Here is a 17,252-nt window from a genome sequence, read left to right as displayed (position 1 = left end):
GGTTTTCAGTGCTCGAAGTTCTCAGGATTGGCCGCCCTTGCGACCGGCTTCACTGGCCTTTTCGCGGTCATTGGCGAAGTTGCCCGGATTGTCGGTCGAGCTGCCGCCCTGCTGGCTGGGCTTACTTCCGCCCTGCGTCTGCTGACCCTGCCCGCTTCTATGCTCGCCACCCTTCTTACCTGCTTCCGATGCGCGCTGCGGATCGTTGGCGAAATTTCCGGAGCCACCGCGTTGTTCGTCTGCCATCGATATTCTCCTTCTTTGTTGCCCGGCCCATAGCGCTAATCGTTCGATCTGATGCTCGTTCCTGAGAGAAAGATTAAGGTTGATCAGAGATTGTTGGCCAGCAAGTTGCGCGTCGCCTGTCGCACGGCTTCGAGGCCCTTAACGTCGTTCATCAGAGCAATCTCGCCTTGTTGCTCATGCCGTATGGCATGCGCCATTAGCCGCAAGCGGGGATCGCCAGAAGAATGCCATTGGTTATCCGCCATATGGACGGCGCCCGCATGATGCAGGCTCATCAGCCGAATAAAGATGGTATCGAAGTCCTCATCCGCCGCCTTCCGCACATCCGCCATCTGTGCCGGCGTCAGATAGCCGGGCATAGCCGCCCGCTCCTCGCCAGAGCAGACCGCCATTGGCTCGCTGAACCAACCGCGCCACCAATGCTCGAAGATGCGATTCTCGCCCGCCTGGCTGGCAACCATCAGGGCCGCGAGTGCGCGCAGGTGTGACTCCCTCGCACGCCGCTGGCCAAGCTGGGCGAGTTCAATACCTTGTTCGTGATGCGTCAGCATATGGCGCATGTAGCGCTGATCGTTGGCCAAATCGCGGCTGGAGATCGGTAGCGACCAACCCAAGCGATCAGCCACGGCAACGAGGGCTAACGTTGCAAGCACCAGGAGCGCCCCCGCTGCCCAGCGCTTGGCAAAGCGCACTGCGGATGTGACCGGCGCGCGACCGAAGGGCCAACGCAACCAGGCGAACAGGGGATAGATCAAAGCCGACGAGAGATGGACGAGAAAGCCGATCCAGTAGGGCTGTTGCAAAGCGAAGATCGGCTGAAAGAACGGGAACAGTGGCACCAGCCCGAACCACTCCGTTGCCGAGGTCAAGGCAGCCCATGGAATGGCCAACCAACCAATAGTGCCTGGAGCGAGAGGGCTCGTCCAGCGTCCAAAAACGCCAAAAAATACCAGCGCCCAGGAGACGTCTGCCCATTGATGAAAGGCGATGCCGAGTGCGATGGCTTGTGCTGAGGGTACAGAACTGAGCATTGCGTCGCGTCCGGGAATAGCAGCGACCGTCATCCAGTCGACCGTCGCGTCCCGCCCCAACTGTACCGCCGCAAGCTGACTGATGAGGGTCGAGAATGTGCTGCTGACAAACCCAAGCTGAGCGGCCGCCAGCCAGTGCGACTTCAGCTGTTCCGCGGCGCGCTCTTCCATCACCCGAAAGGCTTCATCACAACCTTGATGCAGCCATCCTGCTTGGCTCGGAATGTCTTGTAGAGTTCGGGACCTTCCTCGAGAGTCGCACGATGGGTGATGACGAAGCTTGGATCGACCTCGCCCTTTTCGATGCGTTGCAAAAGTTTGGGTAAGTAATGCTGAACAGGCGTCTGGGCCATGCGGAAGGTAAGACCGCGATTGATGGCGCTGCCCATCGGAATGTTGTCGAGCATGCCCCCATAGACGCCGACGATGGAGACGGTACCAAAGTTGCGGCAGCACTGGATGGCCTGCCGCAAAACATGCGGGCGGTCGGTACCCATGAAGGTTGCGACCTTGATGCGGTCGACCACCGAGTCCTTGCTTGCCATGGTCTCCGGCTCGGTACCGACCGCATCGATGCAGGCGTCCGCGCCGCGGCCTTGCGTGAGCTGCTGGATGCGCTCATAGACATCCTCTTTCATAAAATCCAGCGTGATTGCGCCCGATTGCATGGCGAGCGTGAGTCGCTCGGGCACCGTGTCGATGGCGATCACCCGTTCGGCTCCTAGCAAAATTGCGCTCTTGATCGCAAATTGCCCGACCGGGCCGCATCCCCATACGGCAACCGTCTCTCCGCCTTTGAGGTTGCAGACTTCTGCCGCCATGTAGCCGGTCGGGAAGATATCCGAGAGGAACAGGACTTGTTCATCGCTCAGGCCGTCGGGAATCTTATAAGGTCCGACATCGGCGTACGGCACGCGCAAATATTCGGCCTGACCACCGGCAAATCCACCCAGCATGTATGAATAGCCGAACAGACCCGCCGGCGAATGCCCCCACATTTTCTCGGCTTCTTTGGCATTGGGGTTGGATCGTTCGCAGCCTGAGTAGAAGCCATTCTTGCAGAAGAAGCATTCGCCGCACGCAATGGTGAATGGCACCACGACGCGGTCGCCGACCTTGAGCTTTTTGTTGTCCTTGCCGACCTCGACAACCTCGCCCATGGTCTCGTGGCCGAGCACATCGCCCTTCTCCATGGTCGGCATGATGCCGTCGAATAGATGCAGGTCCGAGCCACAGATCGCGCACGCCGTCACCTTGATGATAGCGTCACGTCCGTCCTGGATCTTGGGATCGGGAACGGATTCACAGCGAACGTCGCTCTTGCCGTGCCAGGTGAGGGCTTTCATGGACCGCTCCAAAGTTGCGCGACCAACCAAATCTCAATAATGCGGCTGGTTCCTATGCCGCTTAGGAACGGTCTCGTCTGTGCCCCATTAGGCTCAAAGCCATGTAAAAAGCCGAGAAGGAATGCGCCGATGGCCGGACAGTTTGCGATTGTGACGGGTGCCTCGACGGGCATTGGTTTTGAGCTTGCACGGCTCTGCGCCGCAAAAGGGTACGACCTGCTCGTCGCCGCGGACGAGCCCGGGATCGAGACGGCGGCGGAAGCGCTGCGCAAAGACGTTAACAGTATCGCTGTGGTGGCGCTGCAAGCCGATCTCGCGACCGTTGAAGGCGTCGACAAGCTCTATGAGCTTGCTCAAGGCCGCAAGGTCGACGTATTGATGGCCAATGCCGGTCGCGGTCTGGGCCATGCCTTTTTGGACCAGGACTGGACGCGTATCCGTCAGGTAATCGACACCAACGTCATGGGTACGACGTATCTGCTCCATCGCGTGGGCCAGGACATGCGCCGGCGCAATGAGGGACAGATCCTTATCACCGGATCGATCGCCGGCTTCACCCCAGGCAGCTTTCAGGCCGTCTACAACGCTTCGAAGTCGTACCTGAACTCCCTCTCCTTTGCACTACGCGAGGAACTGCGCGGCACGAAGGTGACCGTCACTTGCCTGATGCCAGGCGCAACTGAAACCGAGTTCTTCGCCCGCGCGGACATGCTCGACACCAAGGTCGGGTCCGAGGAAAAGGACGATGCAGCGATGGTTGCCCGCAAGGGTTTCGAGGCGATGATAAATGGCGAGGGCGACGTCGTGACCGGCCTCAAGAATAAGATCCAGTCGGCCGTCGCCAACGTGACGCCGGCTGAAACGCTCGCTAAGCAGCATCGCAAACAGGCGGAGCCCGGCACCGCGAAGTCCTAGGGCATCGGGGCGCCATTCATTTCACTTTTTGCGGTGGACCGCTGCCGTGCAATGCATCCGAGGGCAACGCAGAGGATGCGTGCGGCTGCAAGCACGCCCAGACCTCGCACGTCCGCGTCCGGCACCAGCTCCACGAGATCAAGACCAACGATCCGCGCCCGCTGCGTAACGCCATGCAGAAGCTCGACGACATCAAAGTAGCCGAGACCACCCGGCTGTGGGACCAGCACCGCGGGAATGACAGCCGGGTCGAGACCGTCGCAATCGAGGGTAACGATGCAACGGCTGCCCGGCGGGATATGATCGAGAACGGCTTGCACGCCATGTCCCCGTACCGAAGCTGCACTGAACAGCTTCACGCCCCAGGCCCGTGCGGCGGCTAGGTCCTCCGCGCGCGAACCCCCGATGCCGCGCTGTCCTACCTGGATGATCCGCTCCACCCACGGCATTTCGCTAGCCCGGCGCATGGTGCGCGAAAACGTATGCTTGAGACCGGCGCGCTCGTCCCGCCAGTCGAGATGCGCATCGATCTGCAGAATGGTGAGCGGGCCAAACTGCTCGAACCCCGCGAAGAAAGGAATGGGCACCGAGTCATCGCCGCCAATTAGCATGGGCACGGCGTCCGCCTTCAGAATGCTCGCAGTTGTGGACGTGATCAGCGAGCGGTTCTCCTGCGGTGTCGCCGGATTGGTCGGAAGGTCGCCAAGATCAATCGCCCGCAGTCCTCCCGGTATCAAGGGGCCATCCTGATCGAAATCCCAACGCAATGGATCCCGCGCAATTTGCTCAGTGCTTTCACGAAGCGCCGAAGGAGCACGGGCGGCATGACTGGTGCTGCCGGGCACATGCAGCGTCGCATCCGGCACGCCAAAGATCACAACATCTGCGCCTGAGAGCGTGTCGGTGGTCGCCGCGGGAAGGCCTAGAAGGGTGGCGGGAGTAACCGGATGTGTCATCGGGTTTGTCTCACCCTACCCTGGTCCGCGGCGCCACGTTCCTCTTCAACGAGATAGCTCTGTCCATCAGGGTGAGGAACGATCGACGGCACACAGCGCTTCCGACTAACAGCAGTGGCACGGCGATCGCCCCAGAAGGACAGCTGCGGCAATCACCGTGATACTGCCCGAGATCGCCGCCACCGCTTATTGTTCGGTCTGCTCGACGACAGCTGGCATTTTCGCGACCGACATAAGGGACCGTGCGACCTGATTCAGCAATTGATCGGCGTTTTCCTCCTCCGCCAGCGACTTCGACAGGAGGCTGACGATAGCGCTATGACGAAGCTGCTGGGCGAGATTGCGCGCTGTTGTGTAGCCGGCAATCTCATAATGCTCGACGCGTTGCGCCGCACCGATCAGAGCGAGGTCGGCCGCCGCGTCTTCCTTTTCCTCGCCCTCAGTCATGATTTGCTGACCTTCTTCGACAAGGCCCATCATTCCCTTGCAGGGCTTGGCGCGTGCGGCCTTGCCAAGCAGCTCAAAGCATTCATTGATGCGCTCTATCTGGGTTTCCGTCTCGCCGAGATGCTGTTCGAACAGCTCGCGCAACTGATCGAAGCGCGCCGCTTCCGCCATCTTCGGAAGCGCCTTCGTCAACTGCTTCTCGGCGTGAAGGATATCGCGGAGCTCGTCGATCAGCAGATCGCCAAGCCCGGCCTCGTCGACCGGCGATGAGCTTTCGGTGACGATAGCCGACGCGGGACCGGGCTCCCCGGCCTGGATGGCTGGAGATTCCGTGAAGACCCATTCGCCGCCCTCGTTCCAGGGCCCGCGGGTGTCGATCTCACCATGATCGCCGGTGCCGGTGGAGTCGTTAAAGAACTGATCGACGAGGCCCGGCGTCGGCGCAATGCGGCCGATACTGAACGCCGGCTTGCTCATGCTCTCCAGGGCGAGCGAGAATGCCTTCATATGGGTGATTTCGCGGGTCATGAGAAACTGCAAGGCGTCCTTGGTGCCGGCGTCGTCGGTGAAGTTGATCAGGCGTTCGTAGACGATCTTGGCCCGCGCTTCGGCAGCAATATTGCTGCGCAGGTCGACGTCGAGTTCGCCGGTGATCTTCAGGTAGTCGGCGGTCCAGGGATTGCCTTGGGAGTTGAAGAGGTTCACCCCGCCGCCACCTGCGATCGCGATCAGCGGATCGGCCTCAGCCGCCTGGCGATCGAACTTGGCCGGCTTGAGATGCATGCGGGCCAGCGTGCCGACGACTTCCAGATGGCTCAGCTCTTCGGTGCCGATATCCATCAGAAGGTCCTTACGATCAGGGTCTTCGCAATTGAGTCCTTGGATCGAATATTGCATCGCGGCCGCAAGTTCGCCGTTGGCACCGCCGAACTGTTCAAGAAGCATATTGCCAAAACGAGGGTCCGGCTCATCGACGCGGACAGTGAACATCAGCTTCTTAACGTGGTGATACATGGAAAAGCCTCGGGCTAGAGGAGGAGATCTCATTCGAACAGTCACGCGCTATGGTTGTTCCTTTCGTGCCTGAAGTGTCGGGGCGTCGAAGCCGTTCGCAGCGCTGGACGCTCAGAGACTAGCTTGGCCGTGTCCGCGCTCGTGGAACGATTGGTCGCCCATAAGCTTGGCTTGCTGGATGCTCCGGAGGAGGATGAGATGGACAGCGAAGACGCCTTCGCAAAAGTCAAGGAGGTTTCGGAAGGCGTGCGAGAGACCGCCCGCACGGTTCGGCAAAGCCTGGAAGACGGGCAGCCGCCGGGCCAAGCGCTCGCTTTTCTGCGCGATGTGGTGCGAGAGGCACCGTTGCCCTCGCTGGTCGTCGCCTTCATGCTGGGCTGCCTGATCGCGCGTCGTTAGCCGGGAATATCCCGGTCAATCGCAAGATCATCGAGCAGGGGCGAGGAGCCTCCGGCAAACATCGTGGCCAGAAGTTCCGCCGCGAGGAAGCTGAAGGTAATGCCGTTGCCACCATAGCCAAAGGCAGCAAAAATATTGTTGCAGCCCGGTACCCTGCCTATCAACGGCAAGCCGTCAGGGGTGGTATCGAACGCGCCCGACCAACGGAAGTCGACCTGGTCCGATGCATGCGGCCAAAGAGCCTTCAGATGATCCTTGAGCGCAGCCACCTTTGCCGGCGTCGCGTCATTACGAGCGTCAGGCTCGATGAGGGCATGATCATCCTCGCCACCAAGGATGATGCGGCCATCAGCGGTGGTCCGCGCATAATGATAGTTCCGGCTCGCCTCCCAGATCAGCGCCTGTTCTGGCCATAGATGGCTCAGCTGCCGTCGGGTCGCGATAGCCCAGCTGGAAGCTGGCTGCTGCGTCGTGGGCCGCACAATATCAGGCATCACATAGCCGGTCGCGAGCACGACGTGGCGCGCGTCGATCGAAAGCCCACTTTCAAGGCCGACGGTTACGTTCTGAGCCGTACTATCGTAGGCAACCGCATTGGCCTTTAGGAGGCGGGCGCCGCGCCGTAGGGAAACATCAAGCACGCCACGCGTGAGCAGCACCGGATCGGCATCGGCCGCGTCCCTCGACAAAAGAGCGCCCGCCCGGGCGATGGCGAAGCGCTTGCGCAGCGCGGCATGATCGAGTTGGAGGGACGGCAGATCGGCGCGGCCCCTCAGCGCATATTCATCCTGAACAAGCTTCGGACTGTCATCGACGGCGAGATAGCGAAAGACGCGGCCGCATGTGGCAGGAAATTCCATGATGCGCAACCAGGGACAGCAGGCCTTGCGTCGCACGATGGCTGGCCCGATAGCAGCGCATCGCCTTCTCGAAACCATAGAGCTGCGTGAGTTCAAACAGCGGACGATCGATTTCCCAGAGCAGCATGGCGGTGCTGGCCACCGTGCTACCGAGACTGGGAAGCTCGCGATCGATGATGACCACTTGGCGGCCTTGCCGTGTCAGGCGCTCGGCCACCAGAGCACCGGTGATGCCGGCGCCGACGATCAGAACCTCACAACGAAAGCTGTCAGCGATCGGCTCAACTGGCGGCGGCAGAATGGCCCAGGGTGTACGCGGACTGCGCAGATCGTCCTGCTCGATGTCATCGTCGTTGAAGATGGAACGCTCCCCGCCTTAGTCAGATTTCGTTAGACCTTCACCGGGCGTAAGGCCGACACGGCCGGAGCATTGATCGGCTGGCCGTTGGGCGCAAAGATCGAACCGTGACACGGACAGTCCCAGCAGCTCTCAAAGCTGTTCCAGTGCAGATGACAGCCGATATGGGTGCAACTCGCCGAATGAAGATGCAGTTCGCCAGCATCGTCCTTGTAGGCGGCGATCTTTTCAAGTCCCCGCCGCAGGATGGCGCCCTCACCCGGGTGAAGCTCTTCGAGCGAGGCGATTTCACCCGGCGCGACGTATTCCGCGAGATTTTGCAAGATCGTCATGTTCTCCCGCAGGAAATTCGTAGCCGCTGCGAGCGGTTTGCGATCCGGCGCATAGACGGACTTCCACGGATGATCCTCGCCGAGAATGAGGGCCGTGTTCAGCATTGCGCCCATGACGCCATGGGTCAGACCCTGGCCTGAATCGCCCATCGCAAGGTATACGCGCTCGCGGCCGGGCTCGCGGCCGATGAAGCCAGCATAGTCAATGGTATCGAGAACCTGGCCTGACCAGCGATGGGAGATGCGGCCAAGGGCCGGGATCAATGCTCGCGCCCAGCTCTCCAGCTGGGCAAAGCGCGCGTCGGCGTCATTGGCCTCGCCGCTTTTGTGGTCTTCGCCGCCGACAAGAACGAAATCATCGTCTGGGCCTGTTTGCAGCCGCACATAGTGGTAGGGATCTTCCGTGTCCCAATAGAGCGCATCGGGAAGTTCACCGCGCGCGATGGCAAAAGCGAGCACGTAGGTACGGTAAGGAGCGACCTTGGTATGCAGTTGAAAGCGATCGACGATGGAGGCGTTGGTCGCGATCACGGCATGCGCGGCGGTGATCTCCCCTTGTGAAGTTCGCAGCGTGACGGTGCCGTCTTGTTCGGCGACCCCCTCCACCGGGCTGTTGGCAAAGAAGCGGACGCCGCCGCTTCTGCAAACGGCGGCAAGACCCGCGAGATATTTGAGGGGATGGAATTTTGCCTGGCGCGGATATCGAAGGACGTGCCGGTCCTCGCAGCCTTTGAGCGGCACGCCGACCAGTCGGTGAACCGGTGCTCCAACCTCGCGCACCGCTTCCAGCTCCGCATCGAACATGTCGGCCGGCATGCCATTGCCCTGAAACAGATAGCCGTCAAGACGAAGGAAGTCACAGGCAATCTTCTCGCTGGCCTGGATGTCTTCGATCCTGTCGACGGCGGCGGCCTGACTCTCGTAGAACAGCCTGGCGGCCTCGGCGCCACGCAGCTTCCGGAATTCGCTCATCAGATCATCGCAGAGCGGCGCAAGGTGCGCCGACGTGCGCGCCGTCATACCGCTTGCTATGCCTTTGCGGTCAATGACGATAACCGACCGGCCGCGCTTCATGAGTTCATACGCCGTTGAGAGCCCGGCGATGCCCGAACCGACCACGGCGACATCGCAATGCACGTCGCCTTTGAGCGCACCCGCCTCCGGCAGGATCTCGGTCTCCATCCAGAGCGAGGTGCTGACCATCCTGAACTCCATGCAAAGAAGCAAAACGCGGGCTGTTTGCGCAGGTTCCTTCGGGCGCGTGGGAAGCCGCCTCCCGGCGTCCTTGAGGATGATCAACGCGCGATAGCTCGTTGGGCCGCTTACGCTCCGAGACCGCATTCACCCGTCCGGCAGCGACAAGGCGAGGAACGAAGCCGTGGCGCCGCCGTTCCATCGCTTTGAATTCGAGGAGTGACGTCATGGGACTATTCACGAAAGACATCAAGACGATGGATGACCTGCTGCTGCATGGCTTACAGGACATCTACTATGCCGAACAGCAGATCACCAAGGCCTTGCCGAAAATGATCGACAAAGCCACCAACCGCGATCTGGCCACAGGCCTCAAGAACCATCTCGAGGAGACCAACAAGCAGATCGAGCGTCTCGAAAAGGTCTTCGACAAACTCGGCCAATCGCCGAGTGGTACGCAATGTCCGGCCATCGACGGCATCATCAAGGAAGCGGACGAGACGGCCGGCGAGATCGAAGACAAGACGGTGCTCGATGCGGCGATCGTCGCCAACGCGCAAGCCGTCGAGCATTACGAGATATGCCGGTATGGCACGCTGATTGCGTGGGCGGAAGAACTCGGCCACGACGATATCGTGCGTTTCCTGACCACGAACCTCAACGAAGAGAAAGCGGCGAACACCAAACTCAACACGGTTGCGTTGCGCAAGGGGGTCAACAAGAAGGCCTCCACCGCCGCCTGATCGGCAGGGCCCGGCGGATCTATTTCCGCCGGGCACGCTACTCCTTTCGAGGCTCAAGTAATCCGCCATGACCAATCTGACAAAACTGCCGAGCTGGGCCGACGATAACAATATCTTCGCCGTGGTCGAGACGCCGCGGGGCAGTTCGTGCAAGCTCGATTTTGATCCCAAGCTTGGCGTTTTTGCCCTGGCGAAGCCTTGATGGCGGGTCTGACCTATCCTTATGATTGGGGTTTCATTCCCTCGACCAAGGCCGAGGATGGCGACCCGCTGGATGTGCTGATCCTGCATGATGCGCAGACCTATCCAGGCGTCGTGCTGCGCTGTCGACCGATCGGCATTCTCGAAGTCGAGCAGAAGAAAAAGGGCAAGACGGAGCGCAACGACCGGGTATTTGCGGTGCCTGACAGGTCACCGCTGGAAACGGATCTCAAGGATATCCGCAATCTTCCATCTCATGCACGCGATGATCTCGAAGAATTCTTTCGGGCGACGAATGCGTTGGAGAACAAAGAGCTGAAATTCCTCGGCTGGCATGGACCGAACCGCGCGACCAAGACCATCAAGCGGCTGGCCCGCCGAGCCACGAACTAGAAGTTCAGAGTCGTTCGCAGGCCGAGCACGGTTGCGTTATGAAGAACCTTGCCGGGCGCTGCACTGGAAGAACTGTGGCACCTCCCCCCGGGGGTGGATGATGTACCGCAGGTTGTACTGCAACGTCCATCCGTCTTTGATCTGGTATTAATACGCGGCCGTGAGAAGCCCCTCGAAACCGCGCAACGGCCACGCGGGATCGAGAAAAGTACGATGTCGGCATCGAGCGCCTGCGCGCGTCTCGACACACGCGCGTAGCCTGCCGCGATTCCGAACTTGTCGTCAGGACGGCTGTCATTGAGACCAATGAATTCAATGCCGGCGTTGGCGTAACGGTCGATCAGATTGCGGTCGGCGGCTGCCGAGATGCGCGCAAAATGCCGATCCGCGGTCGTCGCTGTTCGGCATGCGATAGAGCTTCTGTCCGAACACCGTCTCCGCCAAGATCCCCGACCACCTGTCAGCAGTCAGACGGCATCACGGCTGGCTTCATAAAGACCGTTTTAAAAATCAGATGCTCAAACGGTCTTGCCCGCTAAACCATTGATTTGGTGGGCGCACCAGGGCTCGAACCTGGGACCCGCTGATTAAGAGTCAGTTGGTCTTTCTCAGTGCGCCGCGTACTTGATCGAGTAGGTCACAGGCGCGCTACGAGAATGCGCAGCGAGGACTGGCACTTTCCGCGACCGATCTACCGCTTCGGAGAACCCTGCTCACGCTGGCTTTCGCGAGATCTTTTTTGATCTCCCGGTGCACACGTCGCGCACACGCCACCCTCTAACCATCTGAAAAAACTAAACTCTCGCTCCAATCCATCATGGGGCCGTGGAAAACTTCCAGCGCAAGTCATTCATATCATTGATCTATTTTCAACTCGATCAGTCCTCTATGTCATTGGACCGACTGAGAAACTCCGCTCGACCACATTTCTCCAACCTGGCTCTTCTAGGCTTTTCCAGGCTCGAAATGGAAGCGAAAATCGCGATTTCGGATTCTCGGTGCACACGTGGTGCACACGAGAACCAGGTGTGCACACGCCTCCACTTCCCCTACGTCGACGTCGGTCAAAGGTGCGAAGGCCGAAGGCTTCAGCCTGCCAAGAGACTCCAGCAGACCCGGTCTACGGTGGTTCGCTCAGTGTTTGCGGGAAGCCGTTGGTGTAGTCTCGTTCCTGAGATCGAACCTGCTCTGTGGCACTTGAAGCAGGGACGCCATCGCAAACTCGCGCGCGCAATTCGATAGTCGCAAGGTTCATATTTCAATCGTCGGCATCAATGACGTTCTACCTAGCTTCAGATTCTGCAGAATATCTTTTCAATATAATGATACTTCACACGATTTGACGAACTTGAGAGTATCGTCTCCAGGCAAACGCAATCACGCACGCTTGCGTTTGACGACAAAATGACCGTCGCGCCAATTGCCGCGATGCCGAGGTATTTGTTGCTTGCCTCCGGCGAAATTTGGAATGGCCAGATCTGTTCGTTTCGCTTCTTCTGGCGCGAACGCTGATCGTACGAAGCTTAGCCGCCGAAACGGCGATGCAATCGACGACACCAATCATTAGGGGCCATCCATGACTGCTCGCTTTTCTCCGCGCTCGATCTCCCGACGTCGGCTGTTGGTCGCCACCTCGGTAGTGGCGGCCTTAGCGTTGACAGCCATGGCGGGTCTTTCGCCGGCCCGGAGCGCCGACGCTCGGCAAAACGGCGGCAACATCACCTTTCTCATCGACTCGCTGGGCAGCACCTGGATCCCGAACAACAGCGCCATCTCAAGCTTCCAGGGCCACATCTGGGGCCACGTCACTGACAAGCTCATTTATGTCGATGCTGACGGCAAGGTCAGCCCGTGGATTGCCGAGCGCTGGGAGCAGAACGACGATGCCACCCAATTCACCCTCCACCTCAAGAAGGGCGTGACTTTTTCCGACGGCAGCCCGCTCGATGCTGCGGCCGTCGTCGCCAATCTCGACATCTGGTATGCCGGCCGCAAGAGCGAAGGCATCAACCCGATTGGCCTGTTTCCGAAGACCTACGATCGCGCTGAGGCGATCGATGCGACCACGGTGAAGGTGGTCTTCAAGGCGCCGACGCTCGGCTTCATCCCGACCCTCGGCTACCACGGCTCGATCCTGATCTCACCGAAGACCATCGCGCAGCCCGCCGCGCAACAGGCCGATCTTTCCAAGACATCCGGCAGCGGCCCGTATGTGGTCGATTCCTGGAAAGAGGGAGACTTCGTCAAGCTCGTCAAGCGCAAGGACTACAATTGGGGTCCTGCGGCGGCCGGCCACACCGGCCCGGCCTTCCTGGACTCGATCACCTACAAGCTGGTGAACGAGCCATCGCTGCGGGTGGCCGCCGTTCAGTCCGGCCAGGCCGATGTCGCCTACAGCCCCTCCCCTCAGGAACTGAAGTCTCTCAAGGAAGCCGGCTTCATCACCGCGACGCCGCGCTATCTCGGCTTCGTCAACGGCCTCGCGATCAACACCAAGCTCGAGCCCTACAACGATTTGAAGGTCCGTCAGGCGCTCCAGGCGGCCATCAACCGGAAGGAGATCATCGACACCGTCTATACGCCCGACTGGAAGCTGGCGACATCGTTCATCCAGAGCAACGTTCCCGGCGCGACCGACCACAGCGATCTCCTCGCGTACAATCCCGGCAAGGCCGAGAAGCTTCTGGATGACGCAGGCTGGACCAAGGATTCCAAGGGGATCCGCACCAAGGACGGCAAGCAGCTCTCGCTGACGCTCTACTCCAACCCTTACCTTGCGACCGCGAAGGCGATTGACGAGTTGATCGCCCAGCAACTCGGCAAGATCGGCTGGAAGGTCTTCATCCGGGCCTACGACGTCGTGACGTTCGGCGAGAAGGTCAGGTTCGGCGGCCCGGCCGTGCCGGCCTATGAGGTGACGCGCAGCTTCATCGACGCCGGCACGGTCGCCAGCATCCTCACCGACGCCAACAACGGCGAGAACTGGTTCAACCTCGGCGACAGCGACAAGAAGCTTAGCGAACTCCGCGACAAGATCGCCAGCGCCGGCTCCAGCCAGATCCGTGACCCGCTGCTCGACCAGTTGCAGACCTACGTCCTCGAGCAGGGTTACTTCATCCCGCGCACGCAGATCGTCCAGCGCATCTACGTGCAATCGCCGAAGCTGAAGGGCGAAGTCTACAACGGCGTCGCCTACGCCAGCTATTACACGGCGACGATCAGCGAGTAAGGCGCCGTGCACCCGAACGATGTGAGAAGGCGGCCGGCATGAGTGGTCCTTATCTGCGCTATGCCGCAAAGCGCCTCGTCCAGGCCGTTGTCGTCATCCTGCTCGCCTATGTCTTCACGTTCGTCGTCGTCAGCATCCTGCCGGGCGATCCCATCACCAACGTCCTGCGCGATCCCCAGAACGGCTTCTCCGAGGACGAGATCCGACAGATCATCGCAGCCCAGGGGCTGGACCAGCCAATTCTCGTCCAGCTCTGGACGTCGCTGTCCCATTTCCTGACCGGCGATTTCGGCCTGTCGATGCGGTCGAGCCGGCCGGTGACAACCCTGATCGCCGAAGTTCTTCCCTCGACGCTGGTGCTGGCGTCATCGGCCTTTGCCGTCGCGTTGCTGCTGGCGGCGACGATCGCCTACGGCACGCAGTTCCTTCCCAAGCGCTTCGGCCAAGGCTTGCTGCGCGGCTTCCCATCGTTGTTCCTGTCGGTACCCAATTTCGTGATCGGCCTCATGCTGATCCACGTCTTCGGCTTCCAGCTCGGTCTTTTCCGCGTGATCGCGCCCAACAGCTTCTGGGCGACATTTTTCGCGGCGATCGCGCTCGGCATCCCGATCTCCGCACAGATCGCCGAGGTGCTGATCGCGAACCTCGACCACGAATCCGCACAGGACTATGCCGCCGTCGCGCGCGGCCGCGGCCTCGGGCAGTTTCGACTGTTCGCAATGCACCTGCTCAAGCCGTCGTCGCTCCCGGTCGTCACCATCATCGCACTCACCCTTGGTGAGTTGCTCGGCGGCTCGCTGATCACCGAGACTGTGTTCGGACGCACCGGCGTCGGCAGCCTGGTGCAGCGTTCGGTGAGCACACAGGACCTCCCAGTCCTGCAGGCCGTGGTCTCGCTGGCAGCGGTCGTGTTCGTGCTCGTCAATCTGATCGCCGACCTCGTCTATCCCCTGCTCGACCCGCGCGTGAAACTCGTCAGCGGACCCAAATATCGCCCGACGACAGCCGATGACAGCTCGGCCGGTACGCCGCAGGCGGTGACACCATGAGCCTCATCACCGACGTACACCTTACGGCAAGCCGCCGGTTGACATCCTTCCGCGTTCCGCCGACCGTCGTTGTGTCGTTCGCGATCATCGCGCTGGTGATCGCCTGGTCGCTCGCTCCTGGCCTGTTCACGAGCCAGAGCCCCGTCAACGGCGTTCCCGCCGACAAGCTGCTCGCTCCCGGCACAGCGCACTGGTTCGGCACCGACCATCTCGGCCGCGATCTCTACACCCGCGTGGTTTATGGCACGGCGTCATCGGTGACGAGCGCGCTCATCGCCGTCGTCATCGCCGCCGTCACCGGCGGCCTGATCGGACTGATGTCGGGCTTCTTCGGGGGCTGGGTCGATATCGTGTTCGCCCGCCTCGTCGACGTGCTGCTGGCGATCCCGCACTTCCTGCTGGCCGTCATCGTCGTCACGGCGATCGGCTTCGACACCACGAATGCGGCGATCGCGACCGGCGTCTCGGCGGTCGCCGTGTTCGCGCGGGTGATGCGTTCGGAGGTCATCAAGATCAGGCAGGCGACGTTCGTCGAGTCCTCGTTCCTGCTCGGCGGCTCGCGCTGGCACATCCTGCTGCGGCACGTGCTGCCGAACGCCTCGCGCTCGCTGTTGCCGCTCGCGGTGCTGCAATTCGGCCTGTCGATCCTGGTGATCGCAAGCCTTGCCTTCCTCGGCTACGGCGATCCACCGCCCGCTTCCGACTGGGGTCTGCTGATCTCGATCGGCAAGGATTACCTCAAATGGCCCTGGCTGGTCTACGCGCCGGCTTTCGTCACGATCGCGACCGTCCTCTCCGTGAACAGGATCAGCCGATGGCTCCGCAAGACGGACTGACCGCCACTCTCATCCGCCCCGAGCTCGTCGCGCCGCGGCCCCTGCGGTCGATCCCTCTCCTCAGGGTCGACGACCTGTCGGTCGCCTACGGGTCGCATCAGGTTGTGACCAACGTGGGATTCGAACTGGGCCGCGGCAAGAGCCTCGCCCTCATCGGAGAATCCGGCTCCGGCAAGTCGACGATCGCACGCGCGCTGCTGCGGCTGCTTCCGGGCGGCAGTCACGCCACCGGTCGCGTCGCATTCGACGGCCAGGAGATCCTGCGGATGCCCGAACGCGGCTTCCGGCCGCTGCGCGGACGGGCCATCGGGTTCGTGCCGCAAGATCCCGGCAACTCGCTCAATCCGGTGCGAACGATCGGCGCCCAGGCGCATGAGGCCGCCGCGCTCCTCGACGAACCCGACAGGGCCGTGCGCAAGCAGCTCATCCTGGACATTTTCGCACAGGTCGGGCTCGACAATCCCCAGCGGGTCTACGGCTCCTACCCGCACCAGCTGTCCGGCGGAATGCTCCAGCGCGTGCTCATTGGCCTTGCGATCCTGCCCCGGCCGTCGTTGCTGGTCGCGGACGAGCCGACCTCCGCGCTCGACGTCACGATCCAGAAGCGGATCCTCGATCTGCTCTCGCGCCTTCAGGACGAGCGGAATATCAGCCTGCTGCTCATCACCCACGATCTCGCGATCGCCGCGGAGCGAGCCGACACGTTGGTGGTGCTCAAGGACGGGATCGTCCAGGAGACCGGCAAGACCTCCGCTGTCTTCGCCTCGCCGGCGTCGGCCTATGCGAGGAAGCTGCATGCCGACGTTCCGGCCCTCAACCCCGACCGCTACGACGACCTGCGCGACCTCGGCTTCCGTCGCACCAGGACCGAGCCAACGAAGATCGAGGTCAGCGCCGTCACCAAGACCTTCGCGGTGGACAGCAAGACGCTGACGGCCGTCGATAACGTGTCGTTCAGCGTTCCGGCCGGCACCACGCACGCGCTGGTCGGCGAATCCGGCTCGGGCAAGACGACGACGATCCGGCTGCTGCTTGGGCTGGAACAGCCTGATGCCGGGACCATCTCGGTCGCCGGCGAGCAGCTCAACGGGCGGTCTCCGACCGAACTGCGCGCGGCTTGGCGCCACCTTCAGCTCATCTATCAAAATCCCTTTACGTCGCTCGACCCGGCCTGGAAGGTCGAGCAGCTGATCCGCGAGCCGCTCGACCGGTTCAGGATCGGCACAGTTCGGGAGCGCGACGAGCGCGTGCACAAGGCTCTCGCCGACGTGGGGCTCGGTCAGCATCTGCTGGCGCGCAAACCCGGCGCACTGTCCGGCGGCCAGCGCCAGCGCGTTGCCATCGCTCGCGCGCTCGTCCTCAAGCCTGACGTGATCGTGCTCGACGAACCCACCTCAGCGCTCGACGTCAGCGTCCAGGCGGACATTGTCGAGGTGTTGCTGTCGCTGCAGGCCGACCTCGGCCTGACCTATGTGTTCGTCTCCCACGACCTGGCCCTGGTGCGTCAGCTCGCCCACACCGTCTCGGTGATGCATCGCGGACGTATTGTCGAACATGGGACCGTCACCGACATCTTCGACAATGCCCGGCAGTCCTATACGCGCTCGCTGCTGGCCTCGATCCCGTCAGGCGTTACCGACGCCGCACATGCACCGCCGCCGACGCCTCAGCTGATCGTCGCGGCCGAATAATCGACGCGGACC

General features: G+C 61.4%; 16 protein-coding genes and 1 pseudogene. 9 read left to right on the top strand and 8 right to left on the bottom strand.

All coding sequences use genetic code 11. The features are described from left to right. Positions 1-21: 21 nt before the first annotated feature. The 3 genes from NLM15_RS17485 to NLM15_RS17475 all read right to left on the bottom strand — a co-directional run bounded on the left by NLM15_RS17485 (position 22) and on the right by NLM15_RS17475 (position 2,623). Entirely contained in the window at positions 22-246 is a 225-nt protein-coding gene (locus NLM15_RS17485) for a general stress protein (RefSeq protein WP_254118319.1), read from the bottom strand. Positions 247-329: 83 nt separating this feature from the next. Continuing rightward, positions 330-1,448, bottom strand: coding sequence for a DUF305 domain-containing protein (locus NLM15_RS17480; protein WP_254118318.1), 1,119 nt, complete (start codon positions 1,446-1,448; stop codon positions 330-332). After that, the gene (locus tag NLM15_RS17475; protein ID WP_254118317.1) at positions 1,448-2,623 is read right to left on the bottom strand and encodes a zinc-dependent alcohol dehydrogenase; all 1,176 of its coding nucleotides are present in this window, start codon (positions 2,621-2,623) and stop codon (positions 1,448-1,450) included. The genes NLM15_RS17480 and NLM15_RS17475 overlap by 1 nt, the downstream gene beginning before the upstream one ends. 129 nt (positions 2,624-2,752) lie before the next feature. On the opposite strand from NLM15_RS17475, the gene NLM15_RS17470 reads away from it, so the two are divergent. Further along, a complete protein-coding gene (locus tag NLM15_RS17470) occupies positions 2,753-3,538 on the top strand; it encodes an SDR family oxidoreductase (RefSeq protein WP_254118316.1) in 786 nt (261 codons plus the stop codon). On the opposite strand, the gene NLM15_RS17465 is transcribed toward NLM15_RS17470, so the two are convergent. Together NLM15_RS17465 and NLM15_RS17460 are read right to left on the bottom strand one after the other, a co-directional pair. Then, positions 3,535-4,494 carry an arginase family protein gene (locus NLM15_RS17465; protein ID WP_254118315.1) on the bottom strand — a complete coding sequence of 320 codons (960 nt, stop codon included), beginning with the start codon at positions 4,492-4,494 and terminating at the stop codon, positions 3,535-3,537. The genes NLM15_RS17470 and NLM15_RS17465 overlap by 4 nt on opposite strands. 186 nt (positions 4,495-4,680) lie before the next feature. Continuing rightward, positions 4,681-5,955: a DUF892 family protein gene (locus NLM15_RS17460; RefSeq protein WP_254118314.1), complete on the bottom strand. Its 1,275-nt coding sequence runs from the start codon at positions 5,953-5,955 to the stop codon at positions 4,681-4,683. 198 nt (positions 5,956-6,153) lie between these two features. Here NLM15_RS17460 and NLM15_RS17455 point away from each other — a divergent pair, with 198 nt between their 5' ends. Further along, positions 6,154-6,354: a hypothetical protein gene (locus NLM15_RS17455; protein ID WP_254118313.1), complete on the top strand. Its 201-nt coding sequence runs from the start codon at positions 6,154-6,156 to the stop codon at positions 6,352-6,354. Here NLM15_RS17455 and NLM15_RS17450 read toward each other — a convergent pair. Together NLM15_RS17450 and NLM15_RS17445 are read right to left on the bottom strand one after the other, a co-directional pair. Continuing rightward, positions 6,351-7,515 (bottom strand): annotated as a pseudogene (locus tag NLM15_RS17450) (NAD(P)/FAD-dependent oxidoreductase). The gene NLM15_RS17455 and the pseudogene NLM15_RS17450 sit on opposite strands and share 4 nt — an antisense overlap. A gap of 89 nt (positions 7,516-7,604) precedes the next feature. Continuing rightward, complete coding sequence (locus NLM15_RS17445; RefSeq protein ID WP_254118312.1) at positions 7,605-9,107, bottom strand: FAD-dependent oxidoreductase; 1,503 nt, start codon at positions 9,105-9,107, stop codon at positions 7,605-7,607. 218 nt (positions 9,108-9,325) lie between these two features. On the opposite strand from NLM15_RS17445, the gene NLM15_RS17440 reads away from it, so the two are divergent. The 3 genes from NLM15_RS17440 (at position 9,326) to NLM15_RS17430 (ending at position 10,435) form a co-directional block, all read left to right on the top strand. Beyond that, entirely contained in the window at positions 9,326-9,841 is a 516-nt protein-coding gene (locus NLM15_RS17440; RefSeq protein WP_254124272.1) for a ferritin-like domain-containing protein, read from the top strand. A gap of 67 nt (positions 9,842-9,908) precedes the next feature. Then, the gene (locus NLM15_RS17435) at positions 9,909-10,043 is read left to right on the top strand and encodes an inorganic diphosphatase (protein WP_254118311.1); all 135 of its coding nucleotides are present in this window, start codon (positions 9,909-9,911) and stop codon (positions 10,041-10,043) included. After that, positions 10,043-10,435, top strand: a complete 393-nt coding sequence (locus NLM15_RS17430) for an inorganic diphosphatase (protein ID WP_254118310.1) — start codon at positions 10,043-10,045, stop codon at positions 10,433-10,435. The genes NLM15_RS17435 and NLM15_RS17430 overlap by 1 nt, the downstream gene beginning before the upstream one ends. Here NLM15_RS17430 and NLM15_RS17425 read toward each other — a convergent pair. Then, positions 10,432-10,752, bottom strand: coding sequence for a carbohydrate porin (locus NLM15_RS17425; RefSeq protein ID WP_254124271.1), 321 nt, complete (start codon positions 10,750-10,752; stop codon positions 10,432-10,434). The genes NLM15_RS17430 and NLM15_RS17425 overlap by 4 nt on opposite strands. A gap of 1,259 nt (positions 10,753-12,011) precedes the next feature. On the opposite strand from NLM15_RS17425, the gene NLM15_RS17420 reads away from it, so the two are divergent. From NLM15_RS17420 to NLM15_RS17405, 4 genes are read left to right on the top strand one after another with little or no spacing between them, the layout of a single operon-like run. Beyond that, on the top strand, positions 12,012-13,664 hold the full coding sequence (locus NLM15_RS17420; protein WP_254118309.1) for an ABC transporter substrate-binding protein: 1,653 nt from the start codon (positions 12,012-12,014) through the stop codon (positions 13,662-13,664). Between the two features lie 38 nt (positions 13,665-13,702). Next, positions 13,703-14,713, top strand: coding sequence for an ABC transporter permease (locus tag NLM15_RS17415; RefSeq protein WP_254118308.1), 1,011 nt, complete (start codon positions 13,703-13,705; stop codon positions 14,711-14,713). Next, positions 14,710-15,549: an ABC transporter permease gene (locus NLM15_RS17410; RefSeq protein WP_254118307.1), complete on the top strand. Its 840-nt coding sequence runs from the start codon at positions 14,710-14,712 to the stop codon at positions 15,547-15,549. Before NLM15_RS17415 ends, NLM15_RS17410 begins: the two co-directional genes overlap by 4 nt. Further along, the gene (locus NLM15_RS17405; protein ID WP_254118306.1) at positions 15,528-17,240 is read left to right on the top strand and encodes an ABC transporter ATP-binding protein; all 1,713 of its coding nucleotides are present in this window, start codon (positions 15,528-15,530) and stop codon (positions 17,238-17,240) included. The genes NLM15_RS17410 and NLM15_RS17405 overlap by 22 nt, the downstream gene beginning before the upstream one ends. Positions 17,241-17,252 lie beyond the last annotated feature (12 nt).

This window comes from Bradyrhizobium sp. CCGB20 (assembly GCF_024199855.1).
In the GTDB taxonomy this organism is placed as follows: Bacteria; Pseudomonadota; Alphaproteobacteria; order Rhizobiales; family Xanthobacteraceae; genus Bradyrhizobium.
The sequence above is the reverse complement of the archived record's forward strand: the minus strand, read 5'-3'. Positions and strand labels throughout refer to the sequence as shown.